We start from the raw sequence: 17,412 nt of genomic DNA on the forward strand, positions 1-17,412 counted from the left end.
CGGTGACGATGACGATCACGACGCTGGCGGACGGCAGGAACGTCGTGGGCGGCGGTCGCGGCAGCGGCGGCGTGCTGATGGGCACGGCGGACGAGGATCGTCTCTACGGGTTCGCGGGCAACCAGAGCCTCAACGGCGCCGGCGGTGACGACGTGCTGATCGGCGGTGCCGGCGATGACACGCTGACCGGCGGCGCGGGCAGGGACACCTTCCTCATCAACTTCGGTGACGGGCACGATATCATCACCGACTATACCCCGGGCCAGGATATCGTCGATCTCGCCGACGGGCTCGACATCCTCAATGTCGTCGTCGGCGACACCAATGGCGATACCATCACCGACCTCCGCCTCAATCTTGAACAGGGCGGCTCCGTCACACTCCTCGGCATCTCCGACATCAACCAGATCACCTTCGCCTGACGATCATTGACCGGCACGCCCGACGGCGTGCCGGTCAAAATCGCCGGTGCGGTGTTCTGGGGTCGGCGAATATCGGCTCGGGGTGCGTGCCCGTCAGTGGATGTATGTTCGCAGCGCCGCCAGCAATGTGCGCCACCATTCGCCGTGCCGCTGATCGAACAGAAGCGACGGCATGCCGTGCTTTGCGACATGGGGTTGCGGCACGCTGTCCCAGCCGCGATGCTCGACCGTCACACGCGTTTCGTCGCCGACGGGTTCGAAACGGATTTCGACTTCGGTGCGCTGATCCAGCCTGAACGTCGCCTGGCGCCAGCCGAATACCAGGCGTCGGCCGACATCCCAGACCGCGACGTCGCCGATCACGAAGACCTTGCCGTCGGGCAGCTTCTCGACGAAGCGGGCGGGGGCGTCGCCGGTCGGCGGTTCGAACGCCACCGTACCGGGGCTGCGCGGCGTGAAGCGGAACAGGGGATTGTCCTGCCACCAAAGGCCGACCTCTTCGGTGAAGACGCGAAAGGCGCGCTCGGGTGGTCCGGGTACGCGCATCGCCACCAGGATGCGCGACGTCATGGCGCGTCGCTCCGCGCCAGCATATGGTTGCGGAACGCACTGAGCTGATCCGCCCACATCTCCTCGGTTTGGCGCAGCCACTCGGTGAGTTCCGCCATCGGGGCGGGGGTCAGGCGATAGATGCGTACGCGCGCGTCGAAACCGTCATGCCGTTCTTCCACCAGCCCGGATGTGCGCAGCATGCGAAGGTGGCGGCTCATCGCAGGAGGGCTGAGTCCCGCGGCTTCGGCCAGTTCGCCCGCGCGCCTCGGCCGTTCGCGCAGCAACTCCACGACCTGGCGGCGATGCGGATCGGCGAGCGCCGCCAATGTCCGGTCAAGCCGCTTCGCTGCGGCATTCACGGCCAGATCTTGGTCTTCAGACCGGTATCCCTGTCCCAATCCTCGGGCTCGACCTGCTTCACCGTCTGGCCGAAGGTCCAGATATGCCCCTCCGGATCGCGCGCGCGATAGGTGCGGTCGCCGTAGAATTGGGTTTCGGGCTCCATCAGGATTTCGGCACCGGCGTTGCGCGCATGTTCGCAATGCGCGTCGATATCGGTCGTCATCTGGAGATGGACGGTCTGGGTGTTCTTGCCGCCGAGATTGGCGGGGCTGCGATGATCGTCGCTCCATTCGTTGCCGACCATGATCCAGCCGTCGCCGAAGATCATTTCCGAATGCGCCAGATTGCCCTCCGCATCGGTGATCAGCATCGCGGGTTCGAAGCCGAAGGCGCCTTGCAGCCATTCGAACGCGGCCATCGCATCCTTGTAGACGATCGCGGAAACCACTGCGGGGCGTTGAGATATATCGGCCATTTCGATTCTCCTATCTGTTAATATTTAACGCAGATGAGAACTATTTCGTCAAGGATGCTGGATGCGCGGGGAGGAGGTGGCTGATTCGGTCAGCCGAAAAGGATTTTTGCGCTTTCGTCCCACACGCGCGTGGATGCGGCGCCGAGCAGGCCCTTGCGGCCGTCACCGACGATATAGGGTGATCCGTCCGGCCGGGCGATGCGACCGCCGGATTCGGCCAGGAACAGCGCGCCGGCGGCATGATCCCAGGGCAGGGTGCGTTCGAACAGTGCGATATCGTTCTGGCCGAGCACGAGGCGGGGATATTGCTCCGCCGCACAGCGCGGGATATCGACCAGCGTCAACCGGCCGCGCGCGCGTTCGACGATTTCGGCGCGGCGTTCCGGCGTCATGAAATAGACGGCAAGCGCGGCGACGGGCAGGGTGCATCCGCTTTCCTGCGCCGTGATGCGTTCTCCGTCGAGAAATGCACCACCGCCTGCGACGGCATGGCAGATCCGGCCGTCGAGCGGATCGAGGATCCAGCCGGCCCGGATGGCGCCGTCCGCGACGAGCGCTACCATCATGCCGAAGGGTGGACGGCCCGCGGCGAAATTGCCGGTGCCGTCGATCGGATCGATGATCCAGTTGAGGCCGATGCCGGCGCGATCGAGGATCGCGGGATCGGCCGCCGCGGCTTCCTCCCCAATCATGCCGGCGTCCGGCAGGATCCGGGCGAGCCCCTCGATCAGCCGCAACTCGCTTTCCTTGTCGGCGATGGTGACGAAATCGTCTGTCGCCTTTTCGCTGATCTCGTCTTCGGCGAGATTCTGATAGCGCGGCAGGACGACATCTGCCGCCACCTGCTCCATCAGTTCGGCGACGGGGCGGTAGAGGCTGTGCATCGCGATAGGCTCCTGCTTGCGGGAGGCGCTCAGGTGAGCGGGATCATGACCTGGCTGGCATAGCCCGGCCGCGCCTTAAGTGCGGCATACCATCTTTGGACATTGGGCATATCCGGGCGCTCGATATCGAGCGTCATCCAGCTATGCACGTAAACGCCCATCGGAACGTCGCCCAGGCCGAAGGTCTGGCCAGATAGCCATGGCTGGCGGTCAAGTGCGCGTTCGATCAGCGCCATCATTTCGGCGCATCGTTGCGCGGATCGCGCCACCGCCGCGGGATCGCGCGCATCTGCGGGATAGCGCACCAGGTTGAGGAAGGCGTCTCGCTGCGCATCGGCATAGCCAAACTGCCAGTCCATCCATTTGTCCGCCTGAGCGCGCAAGGCGGGATCGTTCGGCCAGAATGCTTCCGGTGCGTAGCGTGCCGCCAGATAGCGCAGGATCGCATTCGATTCCCACAGAACAACGTCGTCGTCCTCGATCGTCGGGATCAGCGCATTGGGATTGAGCGCGAGATAGGCCGCGTCCATGCCGAAGGCACCGCCGACATCTCGGCGGGCGTGCGGAATGCCGATCTCGTGCGCGAACCAGGCGACCTTCTTCACATTGTGCGAGTTGAGCCGACCCCAGATCGTCAGCATCGGATCAACTCCGGTAGTCGGCGTTGATCGAGATATATCCGTGCGTCAGATCGCAGGTCCAAACCGTCGCACGGCCATCGCCCAGGCCGAGGTCGACACCGACCTCGATCTCCTTGCCCTTCAGATGCGTGGCGACGGGGGCTTCGTCATAACCCTCGACCGCAAGGCCGCCGGTCGCGACCTGGGTCGCGCCGAAGCGGATGGCGAGCTTGTCGCGTTCGGCGGGCTCGCCGGCCTTGCCGACCGCCATGACGACACGGCCCCAATTGGCGTCCTCGCCCGCGATCGCCGTCTTCACCAGCGGCGAATTGGCGATGCTGAGCGCGATGCGATGCGCGCTGTCGTCTGATTCTGCGCCGGTCACGGTGATCTCGATGAATTTCGACGCGCCTTCGCCGTCGCGGACGACGAGATGGGCGAGTTGGCGACACATGTCGGTGAGCGCGGCCTGGACGGCGTCCGCACCGGCATCGTCGAACGACGCGAGCGGAGCGTTCCCGGCCCGGCCGGTGGCGAAGGCAAGCACGGTGTCGCTGGTCGAGGTGTCGCTGTCGACGGTGATCGACGAGAAGGTTGCGCGATTGGCGGTGCTCAGCATCGCCTGGAGCAGACCGGGCTCGATCGCCGTGTCTGTGAAGATGAAGCCGAGCATCGTCGCCATGTCCGGCGCGATCATGCCCGATCCCTTCACGATGCCAACGAAGCTGACGGTGCGGTCGCCGATCACCGCTCGCGTCACCGCCGCCTTTTCGAAGGTGTCGGTGGTCATGATCGTGGCGGCGGCGTCCTGCCAGCCGCAGGGTTCGGCAGTGAAGGCGGCGTCGAGCCCGGCTTCCGCCTTGTCGATGGGGAGCGGCACGCCGATCACGCCGGTGGAGGCGACAAACACGTCCGACGGCTGGCAGCCGAGATGCGCGGCGGTGCGCGCGGCGATCGCCTCAACCGCGGCGCGCCCGCGATTGCCGGTGAAGGCGTTGGAATTGCCGGCATTGACGACCAGCGCGCGCGCCTGGCCGAGTGTCAGCGCCGCGCGGCACCATTCGACTTCGGGCGAGGGGCATTTGCTCCTGGTCAGCACGCCGGCGACCGACGTGCCCGGATCGAGCGTGACGAAGGTCAGGTCACAGCGGTCCCAGGCCTTGTAGCGCGCACGCGCCACGCGCAGCGCAACGCCGTCAATGGCGGGGAGATCGGGAAAGCCTTCGGGCGCGAGGGGGGAGCGGGCTGGCTGAGTCATGATGGCCGCTATAGCTTCGCCGTGTCGGGGATCAATGTGGCGTTCAGCCGAAACGCTTATGGCACATCACGTTTATATGAGCTTTTGATTAGACGAACGGCCCGACAGCACCTATGTCGTGGCGGTTCTAACCTGGGACGTGCATTTGCAACTGCTGCTCTTCCTCTCCGCACTGCTGACCTGCTTTACCGGAATCATCTCCGGCGAGCGGGTGGCGGAGCGTGCACAGGTGCAAAGTGCCGCCGCCGGCACAGCCGTCGATGCGCTGGCCGAAATCGCGGCGCCCGCGCCGCGTGCGATGCATGATCCCGGTCGTACTACCGCCGCTTTTCCCGCCGCCATGTCGCTCGCGCCTGTCCAGGCCGGCGCGCTCCGCGCGGTCCTTCTGGTGAACGGCAGCCGGCTGGAATAGCCGTGGCTGGCCTGCTCTTGCTGGCCGCATCCCCGATCTACGCGTGCGTGCCACGCGGCCGAAGCTGGCATCGCCGGCGTCCAAACCCTCGATTCAATACAGGATTTTATCATGCTCGGTGGCATCGCCAAGGCCATTTTCGGATCGTCGAACGATCGTTACGTCAAGTCGCTCGACAAGATCGTCGCGCGCATCGCCAGCTTCGAACCCTCGATCTCCGCGTTGTCGGACGAGGAGCTTTCCGCGCAAACCGCTGCGTTCCGTGCGCGCCTGGACGCGGGCGAAACGCTGGACGACATCCTCCCCGAAGCCTTTGCCACGGTGCGCGAGGCCGCGAAGCGTGTGCTCGGCCAGCGCCATTACGACGTGCAGATGGTCGGTGGCATCGTGCTCCATCGCGGCGAGATCGCCGAGATGCGGACGGGCGAGGGCAAGACGCTGGTGGCGACGCTCGCCACTTATCTGAACGCGCTGCCGGGCACCGGCGTCCATGTCGTCACCGTCAACGACTATCTCGCCCGCCGCGACGCCGAATGGATGGGCCAGGTCTATCGTTTCCTCGGGCTGACAGTGGGCGTGATCGTGCCCAATATCGGCGACCAGGCGCGCCGTGACGCTTATGCGGCGGACATCACCTACGGCACGAACAACGAGTTCGGCTTCGACTATCTGCGCGACAACATGAAATATGAGCGCAGCCAGATGGTGCAGCGCCCCTTCGCGCATGCGATCGTCGACGAGGTCGACTCGATCCTGATCGACGAAGCCCGCACGCCGCTGATCATCTCCGGCCCGACCGACGACAAGTCCGAACTGTACATGCGCGTCGATGCGGTGGTGAAACAGCTTGTCGCCGAGGATTATGAGGTCGACGAGAAGCAGCGCTCGATCATCCTGACCGAGGACGGGACCGAGAAGGTGGAGCGGATCCTGGAAGCCGCCGGCCTGCTCGAAGGCAGCAATCTCTACGATTACGAGAACACCCAGGTCGTCCATCACCTGAACCAGGCGCTGCGCGCCAATGTGATCTTCAAGCGCGATACCGATTATATCGTGAAGGAAGGCAAGGTGATCATCATCGACGAGTTCACCGGCCGCATGATGGACGGACGGCGCTGGTCCGATGGCTTGCACCAGGCCGTCGAGGCCAAGGAAGGGGTCAATATCGAGCCCGAGAACCAGACGCTCGCCTCGATCACCTTCCAGAATTATTTCCGCATGTACCCCAAGCTTTCGGGCATGACCGGTACGGCTGCGACTGAAGCGGCCGAATTCTTCGACATCTACAAGATGAATGTCGTCACCATCCCGACCAACGTGCCCGTCCAGCGGGTCGACGAGGAAGACGAATTCTACAAGAGCCTGGAAGAGAAGTTCGCGGCGATCGCCAAGCGGATCCGGATGCAGGCGGAGAATGGCCAGCCCGTGCTCGTCGGCACCGTCTCGATCGAGAAGTCGGAATTGCTGTCGGACTTTCTGAACAAGGAACAGGTCGAGCACAGCGTGCTCAATGCGCGCTATCATGAAAGCGAAGCGCATATCGTCTCGCAGGCTGGCCGACTGGGCGCAGTCACCATCGCGACCAACATGGCGGGCCGCGGCACCGACATTCAGTTGGGCGGCAATCTGGAATTCCGCGTCGAGGACGAACTGTCGGAGATGCCGGAAGGGCCGGAGCGCGAGGCGGCGATCGAACGCATCAAGGCGGAGATCGCGGCCGAGAAGCAGCAGGTGCTCGCCGCCGGCGGCCTGTTCGTGCTCGGCACCGAGCGCCACGAGAGCCGCCGCATCGACAACCAGCTTCGCGGCCGTTCGGGCCGTCAAGGCGACCCCGGTCTCAGCCGTTTCTACCTGTCGCTCGACGACGATCTGTTGCGGATCTTCGGGCCCAACACGATGTTCGCGAAGATGATGCGGAGCAATCTGCAGGAAGGTGAGGCGATCGGATCGAAGTGGCTGTCGAAGGCGATCGAGACCGCGCAGAAGAAGGTCGAGGCGCGCAACTACGACATCCGCAAGCAGGTCGTCGAATATGACGACGTGATGAACGACCAGCGCAAGGTGATCTACGAGCAGCGTTCGGACATCATGGACGCGGAAACGGTGGACGATGTCGTCGCAGATATGCGCGCCGAGACGGTCAATGGCATCGTTGCCGATGCCTGCCCGCCCGACACCTATCCCGAGCAATGGAATATCGCGCAGCTCAAGGAGCGCACGCTGGAAGTGCTCGGCATCGAGCCCGATTTCGACGCGTGGCTGACCGAGGAAGCGATCGACCCCGAACTGATCGAGCAGCGGCTGCAGGCACTGGCGGACGAGGCGATCGCCGGAAAATCGGCGGAGATCGATCCGGAAAGCTGGGCGCAGGTGCAGAAGAGCATCCTGCTCCAGAGCCTGGATCATCACTGGAAGGAGCATCTGGCGACGCTCGACGCGCTGCGCCAGGTGATCCATCTGCGCGCCTATGCGCAGAAGACGCCGATCAACGAATATAAGCAGGAGGCGTTCGCGCTGTTCGAACGCATGCTGTCGGCGATCCGCGAGGATGTGACCCGTGTTCTCGCCAATGCGCAGTTTATGCCGCAGGAAGCGCCGCCGCTGCCGCAGATGCCCGATTTCATCACCACTCATATCAATCCGCTGACTGGCGAGGACAATAGCGCGGACATCGACGCCGGCAATCTGGGCCTGATCACCACGCGGTTGCCCCCGCTGCAGATCGCCCAGCCCGAGATGGTCGAGGATCTGGGTGACGATCCGGCGGAATGGGGCGACAAGGTGAGCCGCAATGCGCCGTGCCCCTGCGGTTCAGGGCGCAAGTACAAGCACTGCCACGGGGTGCTGTAAGGGCGCCTCGACCTAAACCGTCCGAACGGGCGAGCCGCAGATCCGGGCGTTATCGCCGAACGTCCATTTCCCCGGCGAGGAATGCGTCGATATCCGCCCGTCCGAACAGGCTGGCGTCACCCGGCAGGCTGTGTTTCAGGCAGGTGAGGGCGAGGCCGGAGCGCACCGTCCAGTCCAGATCGGCGCTCATCCCCAGCCCGTGCAGGATGCCGGCGGCGAAGGCGTCGCCTGCGCCGATCCGGTCGACGATCCCGGAAACCGCGATCTCCTCGGTCTGGTGCGCGGCTTCGCGCGTGTCGATCCGCGCGGAGACGCGGTGGCGGTCGGCATCTTCGGTGTGGCGGGCTGTCGAAGCCATCAGGTTGAGGCCGGGGAAGGCGGCGAAAGCCGCGTCGGCCGCTTCTCGCCGACGTTCTGGGCCGTCGCCATGGAAGGTTTCGCCGAGCAGCAGCGAAATGTCGCGGTGATTGCCGAACAGGATATCGGCGAGCCCGACCAGCCGGGTGAGCACGGCGCGCGGATCGCTGTCCCAGCTTTCCCACAATTTCGCTCGATAATTGCCGTCGAACGACACCGGGATGCCCATCGTCTTCGCGGTTTCGGCCGCCGCGATCGCGGCGGCTGCCGTCGCCGGACCCAATGCAGGCGTGATGCCGGACAGATGCAAGCGACCGGCGCCGTCGAGCAGCGACGGCCAGTCATAGGCGTCGGCGGGCGCCTCTGCGAAGCTGGAATGGGCGCGGTCGTAGACGACCTCCGAGGCGCGCAGGCCGGCGCCCTGGGTGAGGAAATACAGGCCCATCCGTCCGTCGCGGTGCGCGACATGGCGGCAATCGACGCCATGACCGCGCAGCACGGAAACGGCCGAACCACCCAGCGGATTGTCCGGCACCGCGCTCACCATCTGTGTCACATGGCCCAGCCGTGCGAGCGCGACCGCGACATTGGCTTCGGCGCCACCCACATGGACATCGAGCCGGCCGGTCTGGAGCAGCAATTCGCGCCCCGGCGCCGTCAGGCGGAGCAGCAATTCCCCAAAACAGACGGTGCGGCCGGCCATGCGGTTTCCTTTCAACGGGCGAGCCAGCCGCCATCGACCGCCAGGATATGGCCATCGACATAGTTGGATGCGGAGGATGCGAGAAACACGGCGGCACCGCCCAGATCCTCCGCCTCGCCCCAGCGACCCGCAGGGATTCGGCCCAATATCTCGGCATTGCGCTTGCCGTCGGCGCGCAATGCTTCGGTGTTGTTCGTCGCGATATAGCCGGGGGCGATCGCATTGACGTTGATGCCCCTGCTCGCCCATTCATTAGCGAGCAGCTTGGTCAGGCCGCCGATCCCGCTCTTCGACGCGGTATAGCTTGGCACACGAATACCGCCCTGGAAGCTCAGCATCGATGCGATATTGATGATCTTGCCGCCACCGGCGGGAATCATCCGCTTCGCCGCCGCCTGGCACAGGAAGAAGACCGATTTCAGGTTGGTATCGATCACCGCGTCCCAATCCGCCTCGGTGAAATCGATGCTGTCGGCGCGGCGGATGATGCCGGCATTGTTCACCAATATATCGATGCTACCCAGCCGATCGACGGTTTCGGCCACGACGCGTTCGACGGGCTCGATCGTCGACAGGTCCGCCGAGATGATCTCCGCGCGGCGGCCGAGTGCGCGGGCGCGCTCCATCGTATCGGTCGCGGGCGTCCGCCCGGCGGCGGCGATATCGGCGCCTGCCGCCGCCAGTGCCAGCGCGATGCCCTGGCCGATACCTGTATTGGCGCCGGTGACCAGCGCGACCTTTCCGGTCAGATCGAAGGGGCTTGTCATCACTGGAGCTGGCAGATGTCGAGGACGTTCATGTCGGTATAATCGAGATTTTCGCCCGCCATCGCCCAGATAAAGGCATAGGCGCGCGTGCCCGATCCCATATGGATCGACCAGGGTGGCGAGATCACCGCTTCCTCATTCGCCATCACGATGTGACGCATCGCGTCTCCCTCACCCATATAGTGGAACACGCGGTCGCCGGCGCCGTTCAGGTCGAAATAGAAATAGATCTCGCTGCGCCGTTCATGGATGTGAGGCGGCATGGTGTTCCACACGCTGCCCGGCTTGAGTACGGTCAGCCCCATGACGAGCTGGGCGCTGTCGCAGATGCCCGGGATGACGAACTGGTAGATCGTCCGCTCGTTCGATTCCTCCAGGCTGCCGCGATCGAGCGCGTTGGCGTCGGCGATCGAGAGCTTGCGCGTCGCGAACGCCTTGTGGGCGGGGCAGGAGGCCAGGTAGAAACGCGCGCCGGCGCCGGAGAACAGCACCTCCCTGGCGCCCATGGTGACGTAGACGCAGTCCTTGTTGCCCAGCGTGAAGACCTCGCCATCGACGGTGACCGTGCCTTCGACCGCGCCGACATTGACGATGGCGAGTTCGCGGCGTTCCAGGAAAGGATGGCCGGCGGCGGAGGCCGGTTCGGTCTGGTCCGGCAGTTTCACCGGGGCATCGATCACTGCGACGCCGCCGATCACGAAACGATCGGCATGGGTATAGTTGAGCAAGCATTCGCCCGGCCGGAACAGACCGCCAATCAGATAGCGGTCACGCAGTTCCTCGTTGGAGACGCACTCCATCATGTCGGGATGTGTGGCGTAATAGGTGCGTTCGAACATCGGTTTCTCCGGGTTGATGGCGATCACGCCGCCTGAGCGACGGAAATATCGGGCGCGTCGAGCTTATAGGCCTGTTTGGCGAGGCCATAGGCAAGCGCATGAGCGAGCTCCGCGGCTTCCCAATCCTCGATCCGGTGCTCGGCGACGAGACGGGCGAGGAAGCCGCAATCGACACGGCGGGCGACGTCGTGGCGCGCAGGGATCGACAGGAAGGCGCGGGTATCGTCGTTGAACCCCACGCCATTGTAGAAGCCGGCGGTTTCGGTGGTCATCTCGCGGAAGCGCCGCATGCCTTCCGGGCTATCGTGGAACCACCAGGCCGGCCCGAGCTTCAGGCAGGGATAATGGCCCGCCAGCGGCGCCAGTTCACGGGCATAGCTCGTCTCGTCGAGCGTGAAGAGGATGATCGAAAGGTCGCGGTGGCCGCCGAAACGGTCGAGCAGCGGCTTCAATGCATGGACATAGTCGGTGCGCGTCGGGATATCGGCGCCCTTGTCGCGGCCATGGCTGGCGAACAGCGCCGCATTGTGGTTGCGGCAGGCACCGGGGTGCAGTTGCATCACCATGCCGTCCTCGACGCTCATCGCCGCCATCTCGGTCAGCATCTGCGCGCGGAACAGTTCCGCTTCGTCCGGCGTCGCATTGCCGGTCACGACCTGGCGGAATAGCCGTTCCGCCACATCGGGGGCGAGGTTCGCCGTGGCTGCGGTCGGGTGGCCGTGATCCGTCGCGGTGGCGCCTGCGGCGCGGAAATCGGCGCGGCGCTTGCGATGGGCTTTCAGATAGCCTTGCCAGTCGTGGATGTCTTCGCCCGACAGTTCGGCGAAGCGCGACAGCGCCGCCGTGAAATCCTGATGTTCGGGATCGACCACTGCATCTGGGCGATAGGTGGTGACCACGCGTCCCGTCCAGCCCGAGGCGCGGATCGCGGCGTGATGGCCCAGATCCTCGTGCGCGCCTTCGGTGGTGGCGAGCAGTTCGATGCCGAACCGGTCGAACAGCGCGCGCGGGCGGAATGCCGGGGTGGCGAGGCTTTCGGCGATCTTGTCGAAATAGTGATCAGCCGTGCCCGTATCGAGCGCGACCTCGAAACCGAACACCTCCGCGAAGACGTGATCGAGCCAGATCCGCGAAGGCGTGCCGCGGAACAGATGATAATGCGCGGCGAACAGCCGCCATGCGCCGCGCGGATCGGTATCCGGCATACCGTTGCGATCGGGCACGCCGAGCGCATCGAGCGCGAAGCCCTGGCTGTGAAGCATGCGATAGAGATAATGGTCCGGCGCCAGCAGCAATTCGGTCGCGTCGCGCCATGGCGCGTCAGTGGCGAACCAGGCGGGATCGGTATGGCCGTGCGGGCTGACGATCGGCAACGACGCCACTTCGGCATAGAGCGCGCGCGCGATATCGCGCGTTCTGGATTCGACGGGAAACAGCCGATCCGGATTGAGCCTCAGCGGTTTCACCAACTCTCCCTCGTCTCTTGTCCTTCGCTTTGGTAACCGGTGTCAAAAAAACCTTCAAGTGCTTTGCTGGAGGGATTCGATGCGATCGGTCATTGTTGTGGCGGCGGCGCCACCGATGCGCGGCGGATCAGCGCCGACAGGAAAAGCGAGGGCTCCCGGGCCTCGCTGCCCGGATCGATCGTGTCGCCGACCAGCTTGATCGCGGCGGATCGCGCCATCGTCGCGATCGGCCAGCGCACCGTGGTCATGGGTGGCCAGATATGCGCGGCGATCGGATTGTCGTCGAAGCCTATGATCGAAAGGTCGGTCGGCACGTCCAGCCCACGCTGGCGCGCGGTATGCAGCACACCGGCCGCCATCTCGTCGTTCGATGCGAAGATCGCGGTGGGGCGGGGCAGCAGGTCGAGCAGCCGTTCGCCGGCATGCATGCCCGAATCGAACGTGTAGCTGCCATCGGCGATCAGGCTGCGCGGCAGCGCGATGCCGGCGGCGGCCAGCGCATCCTCGAAACCGAGCCGCCGTTCGAGCGCGGAGCGAAAGCCATGCGGCCCCAGCACCAGCCCGATCCGGCGATGGCCGGCCTTGATCAGATACTCGGTCGCCTCGCGCACCGCCTCGCGATCATTGGACGCGACGGTATGTTCGGGATCGTCGAGCTGCGCGGAACCCATGCGGACATAGCGGCAGCCGATCTCGTCGCAGAGCTTGGCGAGCGTATCATTTTCGGAGATCGGCGGCATCAACAGCACGCCGAACAGGCGCTGCCGTTCGAGGAAATGGCGCAGATCGTCGAGCATCGCGGGCGATCCGCGATCGACCGGCCGCACCACCAGCTCGAATTCGGTATCGCGCAGCGCTTCCAATATGCCCTGCTGGACGTTGAGCACGGTCTGGGCGTTGGGATTGTCGTGGACCAGGCCGATCAGGAAATTGCGGCGCAGCGCCAGCGCGCGCGCCTGCGGGTTGGGGATATAACCCAGATCCTTGATCACGCCCTGGACGCGCTCGCGTGTATCGTCGTTGAGCAGCGGGGAGCGATTGATCACCCGGCTGACCGTCTTCTTGGAAACCCCCGCCAGGCGGGCGACGTCGTTGATGGTCGGCTGCGATGATTTCTTCATCGGTCCATTTAGACCGAAGCTTGCCCCGTCGCCAATGGCCGCACCCAAGGATAATGCTCGACTTTCGAGTGATATCGCTAGACAATTGCCAAGCAGTTCGCCGCCCGCCCATAAGATACCGACCGAAAGCCGATGCGGGAGGGGCACGATGCGATCCATTTTTTATGGCCTGACGCTGCTTGCCTGGCCCGGCGTGCTCGTTGCCGAGCCTGTGCCGGTGGCGCTCGATGATTTTCATCGCCTGGCGGATGTCGCGAGCCCGGCTTTTTCGCCTGATGGGACCAGTATCGTCTACAGCGTGACATTGGGTGACGCGAGGCAGGACGCGGCGAAGAGCGATCTGTGGACGGTGGCGTGGAAAGGCGGTGCACCGATCCGGATCACCGATACCGGCGAAGCGAGCGAAACGCAGCCGCGCTACAGCGCCGACGGCGAGTGGGTCCTGTTCCTGAGCGACGCTGGTGTGAAAAAAACCGAGGCGGGCACTGATCCGGACGACCGGAAAAAGGCGGAGGATGAGAATACGCAATTGTGGCGAATGCCGGCAAAGGGTGGCGCCGCGCAGAGGATCACGACCCTGCCGGGGGGTATCAGCGATTACGCGCTGTCCCCCGACGGCAGGCAGGCGGTCGTGGTCGCCGAAGTCGGCCGCACTGTCGGCAGCACAGCCAAGACCCCGCCGCCGATCGAGACCGAACGCTTCTTCTTCAAGCAGGACGGGCGGGGGTATCTCGACGATCGCGCGACGCAGCTTTTCGTCATCGACCTGGCGAGCGGCAAGGCGCGCCAACTCACCAGTGGCGCACGCGATCACTGGCATCCGGCATGGTCTCCGGACGGGCGTCTGATCGCCTATGTCGCCAAGGATCAGGGCGATGCGGACAGGACGCTGAACTATGAGGTTTTCACTATCGCGCCGGCCGGTGGCGAACCACGCCGGATCAGCGTTTCGGGGGGAGCGGACAGCGATCCGGACTGGGGTTCAGGCCCGGCCTGGTCGCCCGATTCCCGCAGGCTCGTCTGGCTGGAGGGCGGCGAGGATAAGTGGATCTACTATGCTCCGCATCAATTGGCCGTCGCCGATGTCGCGACCGGCGCGATCGCGCGGCCGGCGCGTATCGATCGCTGGTTCTACCAGCCGCGCTGGACGCCCGATGGCAAGCTGATCGCGCTGATCGAGCAGGATCGCGACACCTGGCTTGCCCGGATCGATCCCGCCAGCGGGGCGATCACCTATCTCACGCAGGGCAAGCGCTTCGGCTATGATCATGCGGTGGCGGCGAACGGCAATGTCGCCGTGCTCGACGCCAACGACCGGATGCCGTCCGAACTTTATGCAGTTGGCGACGGACGCGCGCTGACACATCACAATGCCTGGCTGCTGGATCGCGCTTTGGGCGAGGTTCGCGATATCGTTTTCAGGAGCGGGAACGCCGAGATCCACGGATTCCTGACGCTCCCGCCGAATCATGATCCCGCGAAACGCTATCCGCTGATCGCGGATCTTCATGGCGGGCCGGTCTATCAGCATAGCCACGAATTCGACCTGGATGCGCGGCTCTATGCGGCGGCCGGCTATGTCGTGCTCAAGGTCAATCCGCGTGGTTCGTCGGGGCGGGGCTTCGATTTCGCGCGCGCCATCTACGCCGACTGGGGCAATCTGGACGTACGCGACATCAGCGCGGGCATCAGCCATGCGATCGCGCTGGGGATCGCCGATCCCGAGCGCATCGGTGTCGGCGGCTGGAGCTATGGCGGCATCCTGACCGACTACATGATCGCCAGCGACACGCGGATCCGGGCGGCGATCTCGGGGGCTGGCGTCGCCAACGCGTTGAGCCTGTTCGGCGTCGACATGTATGCGCGCGAATATATGCTCGAGCTGGGCGCGCCGTGGGAGCGGTTCGAGACGTGGCGCAAGCTCGCTTATCCCCTGCTGGAGGCCGGACGGATCTCCGCGCCCACCCTGTTCCAATGCGCGGAAGCGGACGACAATGTGCCGTGCGTGGGGGCTGAGCAGATGTACCAGGCGCTCAAGACGCGGGGCGTGCCGACGAAGCTGATCGTCTATCCCGGCGAAAATCACGGGCTGACGGTGCCGAGCTACCTGATCCACCGGATGCGCAGCAACATCGGCTGGTATGATCGCTGGTTGAAGGGAACTCCGCGCACGGAATGATTGGGGCAGGAGCGGTCGCGTTCCGGACGCGCCGCGCGATCATTTCTTCAGCAGATCGAGCGCCGCCACCACCATCGCCTTTGCGCCGCACGTCGCCGACGGTTTGGCCTCGACATGGAAGAAGGGGGAATGGTGGGCGACCAGCGGCTTGCCGCCGTTCCTGGCTGCATCGAACTCGGCCTGGGGCGTGCCGCCAACCCAGAAGAACACGCCGGCTGGCGTGGCGATCGGGCTGGTGGCGAGCAGAGCGGTCAGCAGGCGCATGTCAGGAACTCCCCAGGGTTGACCTCGATCGACGGGCCGGAGAGCGGCGCGGTGTGCCTCGGGCTTCCAGAGCGGATTCCGCGCCAGCAGCTCGACCGTGCCGCGATGTCGTGGCGCCATTTCTCTGTTCGGTGCGATGCTGCGGCAAACCAGTAATTTTGGGGCCAAGCGTTAGTCGTTCTCGGCCTTGAGAAGGCGAAGAACGGAGCATGGCGCGCGAATATATCAGGCTTGTTGGTGGTGGGGCTGAACAGGCCGGACGGGTGGCTGACAGTCGTCGCTGCGCCGACCGCTTCGGATGCTGGTATCCGAAAGAAAAATGGCTCCCATTTCAGGATACGTCTAAAACAATTTTAATATTCGCATCCGAGGAAGCAAGAAAAACTATATCACGATACCGTGCGTTGGCAAGAAATTCCTTGCTCAAGCCGGCAGTGTTGTCCCATGAGTTCGCCACAGATGCACCTCTGTCATTTCCACGGGAGCCCACGCATGGGGTTCGCAAGCGTGACCGCGATCGTAAGGAACGTATCAAATCAGCAGTTGCTCCGAAACTATCCTTGAGGGAACGCGCCGTCCTCCTTGTACGAGAGCGGGGCGAAGTGAGAACCAAGGATCTCACGGACGTTGGTATCCCTCGCTGCTACCTCTCCCGCATGTGCGATGAAGGGTTGCTCCTGAAGGTCGGCCATGGCCGCTACCGGGAAGCAACCTAGCCATCCGTTGGGCATGTAGGCGGCAGTCCAGAGCCCAGATTGGCCTGTAGCACATCCAGTCTCTTCTTTGTCCAGCATCATACTGCAGCAAGGTGATTCGCTGCGCAAGGGGTAGGGCACTAAAGTGCCGAATGTGCCGATTTCCGCCCTTTTGCGCTGCATTACGCGCATCTGTGCCGAATGCGGTGCCAATGGGTTCGGGTGGCGCCGAATGAGTGACGGAAGGGATTTCGCGGGAGACGTTCGGCGGGGACGAGGAGGCCTTTCCTAAGGCACATCGTACGACGGCCTCGATGCCACGAGGGCGCATAGATTGTCGCTATTCTGCCGGTGAGCAGAAAGCTCTTGGGATGCACCATGATTCCTTCATACGGGCAGAACCGCGGCGAACGTGGCCGGATGACATTGCTTCATTATATCGAAAAGACGGAGTGTATGATCACGGGAGATCCGGTCTGGACGGCGAAGAAATAGCCGAGTTGTGCCCTACTTTTCCGGACAGGAAGGCTGCTTGCCTCACCTTGGGTTTAGGTTGCCCAGCTCAAGGCCAGGCCGGTCAGCTGCTGCAGGCAGTCGGAATCTTGCTCTTTTGCCAGCATCTGTAAAATTGTCTCAGGATGTTCGCTAAAGCCCTCGAGCGGCGTAGCTAGAAGCATAAGCTGCTCCCATGGGTTCATGTCATCGAAGGCGTCGAGAATGTCATTCAAGCCATGTAGGGGGCGCCCATTGACGAATTGCGCGGCCGGATAGCGAGTTTCCGCTCCATAGGGTACTCCCAGAATCTGCCGACGGTTGTGCAATGCCGAGACTTCTACGGGGCTAATGCCCAGCGTTTTTGCGACCTCTATCCGCTCAAGCATGCCACCAACCCGTGTGGACATGTCCCTACGGAAATCAGCGGTTTTTTCGGAAGCGGCTTTAAGCGCTGCCAAGTCGTCCTGCATGTGGAGTACCATATGTCGGGACCATAGAGCGATCCTTTCATGGACGTCCATAGGATCAAGGTTGTGCGTTGGCCGCTACAGCGCGGCACTCCAAGAGCGTCGCCTCACGGCTCCGGGAGATCGTAGCGGGTGAAGAGGATGTCCTCGCCGTCTATCGTGATCTCGATCACCTCGTTCAGGAGCTCTTTGAACCGCCCCGGGATTGCCGGAGGCCATTCGGCTTAAATTATGCGGCGATCGG

At 63.9% G+C, this 17,412-nt stretch carries 18 protein-coding genes; 5 read left to right on the top strand and 13 right to left on the bottom strand.

Annotation, left to right across the window (positions count from 1 at the left end; genetic code table 11):
- Window positions 1-422, top strand: a 422-nt coding sequence (locus tag ACODTA_RS29570; RefSeq protein ID WP_489071140.1) for a calcium-binding protein, incomplete at its 5' end; no start/stop codon positions are given.
- 93 nt (window positions 423-515) lie between these two features.
- On the opposite strand, the gene ACODTA_RS29575 is transcribed toward ACODTA_RS29570, so the two are convergent.
- The 6 genes from ACODTA_RS29575 to argJ form a co-directional block, all read right to left on the bottom strand.
- Window positions 516-992, bottom strand: a complete 477-nt coding sequence (locus ACODTA_RS29575) for an SRPBCC domain-containing protein (protein ID WP_489071142.1) — start codon at window positions 990-992, stop codon at window positions 516-518.
- Window positions 989-1,333 (bottom strand): ArsR/SmtB family transcription factor, encoded by a 345-nt coding sequence (locus ACODTA_RS29580; protein ID WP_489071144.1) that lies wholly within the window; start codon window positions 1,331-1,333, stop codon window positions 989-991. The genes ACODTA_RS29575 and ACODTA_RS29580 overlap by 4 nt, the downstream gene beginning before the upstream one ends.
- Window positions 1,330-1,791, bottom strand: coding sequence for a VOC family protein (locus ACODTA_RS29585; RefSeq protein WP_489071146.1), 462 nt, complete (start codon window positions 1,789-1,791; stop codon window positions 1,330-1,332). The genes ACODTA_RS29580 and ACODTA_RS29585 overlap by 4 nt, the downstream gene beginning before the upstream one ends.
- 89 nt (window positions 1,792-1,880) lie before the next feature.
- A complete protein-coding gene (locus ACODTA_RS29590) occupies window positions 1,881-2,675 on the bottom strand; it encodes an inositol monophosphatase family protein (RefSeq protein WP_489071148.1) in 795 nt (264 codons plus the stop codon).
- 29 nt (window positions 2,676-2,704) lie between these two features.
- A complete protein-coding gene (locus tag ACODTA_RS29595) occupies window positions 2,705-3,316 on the bottom strand; it encodes a glutathione S-transferase family protein (RefSeq protein ID WP_489071150.1) in 612 nt (203 codons plus the stop codon).
- A 4-nt stretch (window positions 3,317-3,320) separates the two neighbouring features.
- A complete protein-coding gene (argJ, locus tag ACODTA_RS29600; RefSeq protein WP_489071152.1) occupies window positions 3,321-4,553 on the bottom strand; it encodes a bifunctional glutamate N-acetyltransferase/amino-acid acetyltransferase ArgJ in 1,233 nt (410 codons plus the stop codon).
- A 118-nt stretch (window positions 4,554-4,671) separates the two neighbouring features.
- Between argJ and ACODTA_RS29605 the strand changes: the two genes are divergently transcribed.
- Window positions 4,672-4,965 (top strand): hypothetical protein, encoded by a 294-nt coding sequence (locus ACODTA_RS29605; RefSeq protein ID WP_489071154.1) that lies wholly within the window; start codon window positions 4,672-4,674, stop codon window positions 4,963-4,965.
- Between the two features lie 111 nt (window positions 4,966-5,076).
- A complete protein-coding gene (gene secA, locus ACODTA_RS29610) occupies window positions 5,077-7,815 on the top strand; it encodes a preprotein translocase subunit SecA (RefSeq protein WP_489071156.1) in 2,739 nt (912 codons plus the stop codon).
- 49 nt (window positions 7,816-7,864) lie between these two features.
- On the opposite strand, the gene ACODTA_RS29615 is transcribed toward secA, so the two are convergent.
- The 5 genes from ACODTA_RS29615 to ACODTA_RS29635 all read right to left on the bottom strand — a co-directional run bounded on the left by ACODTA_RS29615 (window position 7,865) and on the right by ACODTA_RS29635 (window position 13,068).
- Window positions 7,865-8,875 carry a PfkB family carbohydrate kinase gene (locus ACODTA_RS29615; RefSeq protein WP_489071158.1) on the bottom strand — a complete coding sequence of 337 codons (1,011 nt, stop codon included), beginning with the start codon at window positions 8,873-8,875 and terminating at the stop codon, window positions 7,865-7,867.
- 11 nt (window positions 8,876-8,886) lie between these two features.
- Complete coding sequence (kduD, locus tag ACODTA_RS29620; RefSeq protein WP_489071160.1) at window positions 8,887-9,642, bottom strand: 2-dehydro-3-deoxy-D-gluconate 5-dehydrogenase KduD; 756 nt, start codon at window positions 9,640-9,642, stop codon at window positions 8,887-8,889.
- Entirely contained in the window at window positions 9,642-10,481 is an 840-nt protein-coding gene (kduI, locus tag ACODTA_RS29625) for a 5-dehydro-4-deoxy-D-glucuronate isomerase (protein WP_489071171.1), read from the bottom strand. Before kduI ends, kduD begins: the two co-directional genes overlap by 1 nt.
- 23 nt (window positions 10,482-10,504) lie before the next feature.
- On the bottom strand, window positions 10,505-11,947 hold the full coding sequence (gene uxaC / locus ACODTA_RS29630) for a glucuronate isomerase (protein WP_489071162.1): 1,443 nt from the start codon (window positions 11,945-11,947) through the stop codon (window positions 10,505-10,507).
- A gap of 89 nt (window positions 11,948-12,036) precedes the next feature.
- Window positions 12,037-13,068 carry a LacI family DNA-binding transcriptional regulator gene (locus ACODTA_RS29635; protein WP_489071163.1) on the bottom strand — a complete coding sequence of 344 codons (1,032 nt, stop codon included), beginning with the start codon at window positions 13,066-13,068 and terminating at the stop codon, window positions 12,037-12,039.
- A 148-nt stretch (window positions 13,069-13,216) separates the two neighbouring features.
- On the opposite strand from ACODTA_RS29635, the gene ACODTA_RS29640 reads away from it, so the two are divergent.
- Window positions 13,217-15,247, top strand: a complete 2,031-nt coding sequence (locus ACODTA_RS29640) for a S9 family peptidase (RefSeq protein WP_489071164.1) — start codon at window positions 13,217-13,219, stop codon at window positions 15,245-15,247.
- Between the two features lie 39 nt (window positions 15,248-15,286).
- Here the strand turns inward: ACODTA_RS29640 and ACODTA_RS29645 are convergent, their stop codons facing one another.
- Window positions 15,287-15,511, bottom strand: coding sequence for a hypothetical protein (locus ACODTA_RS29645; protein WP_489071165.1), 225 nt, complete (start codon window positions 15,509-15,511; stop codon window positions 15,287-15,289).
- 209 nt (window positions 15,512-15,720) lie between these two features.
- Here ACODTA_RS29645 and ACODTA_RS29650 point away from each other — a divergent pair, with 209 nt between their 5' ends.
- Complete coding sequence (locus tag ACODTA_RS29650; RefSeq protein ID WP_489071167.1) at window positions 15,721-16,227, top strand: type IV toxin-antitoxin system AbiEi family antitoxin domain-containing protein; 507 nt, start codon at window positions 15,721-15,723, stop codon at window positions 16,225-16,227.
- A 527-nt stretch (window positions 16,228-16,754) separates the two neighbouring features.
- Here the strand turns inward: ACODTA_RS29650 and ACODTA_RS29655 are convergent.
- Entirely contained in the window at window positions 16,755-17,171 is a 417-nt protein-coding gene (locus tag ACODTA_RS29655; protein ID WP_489071169.1) for a hypothetical protein, read from the bottom strand.
- Window positions 17,172-17,412: the final 241 nt, after the last annotated feature.

The organism is Sphingomonas sp. FG14 (assembly GCF_057809675.1).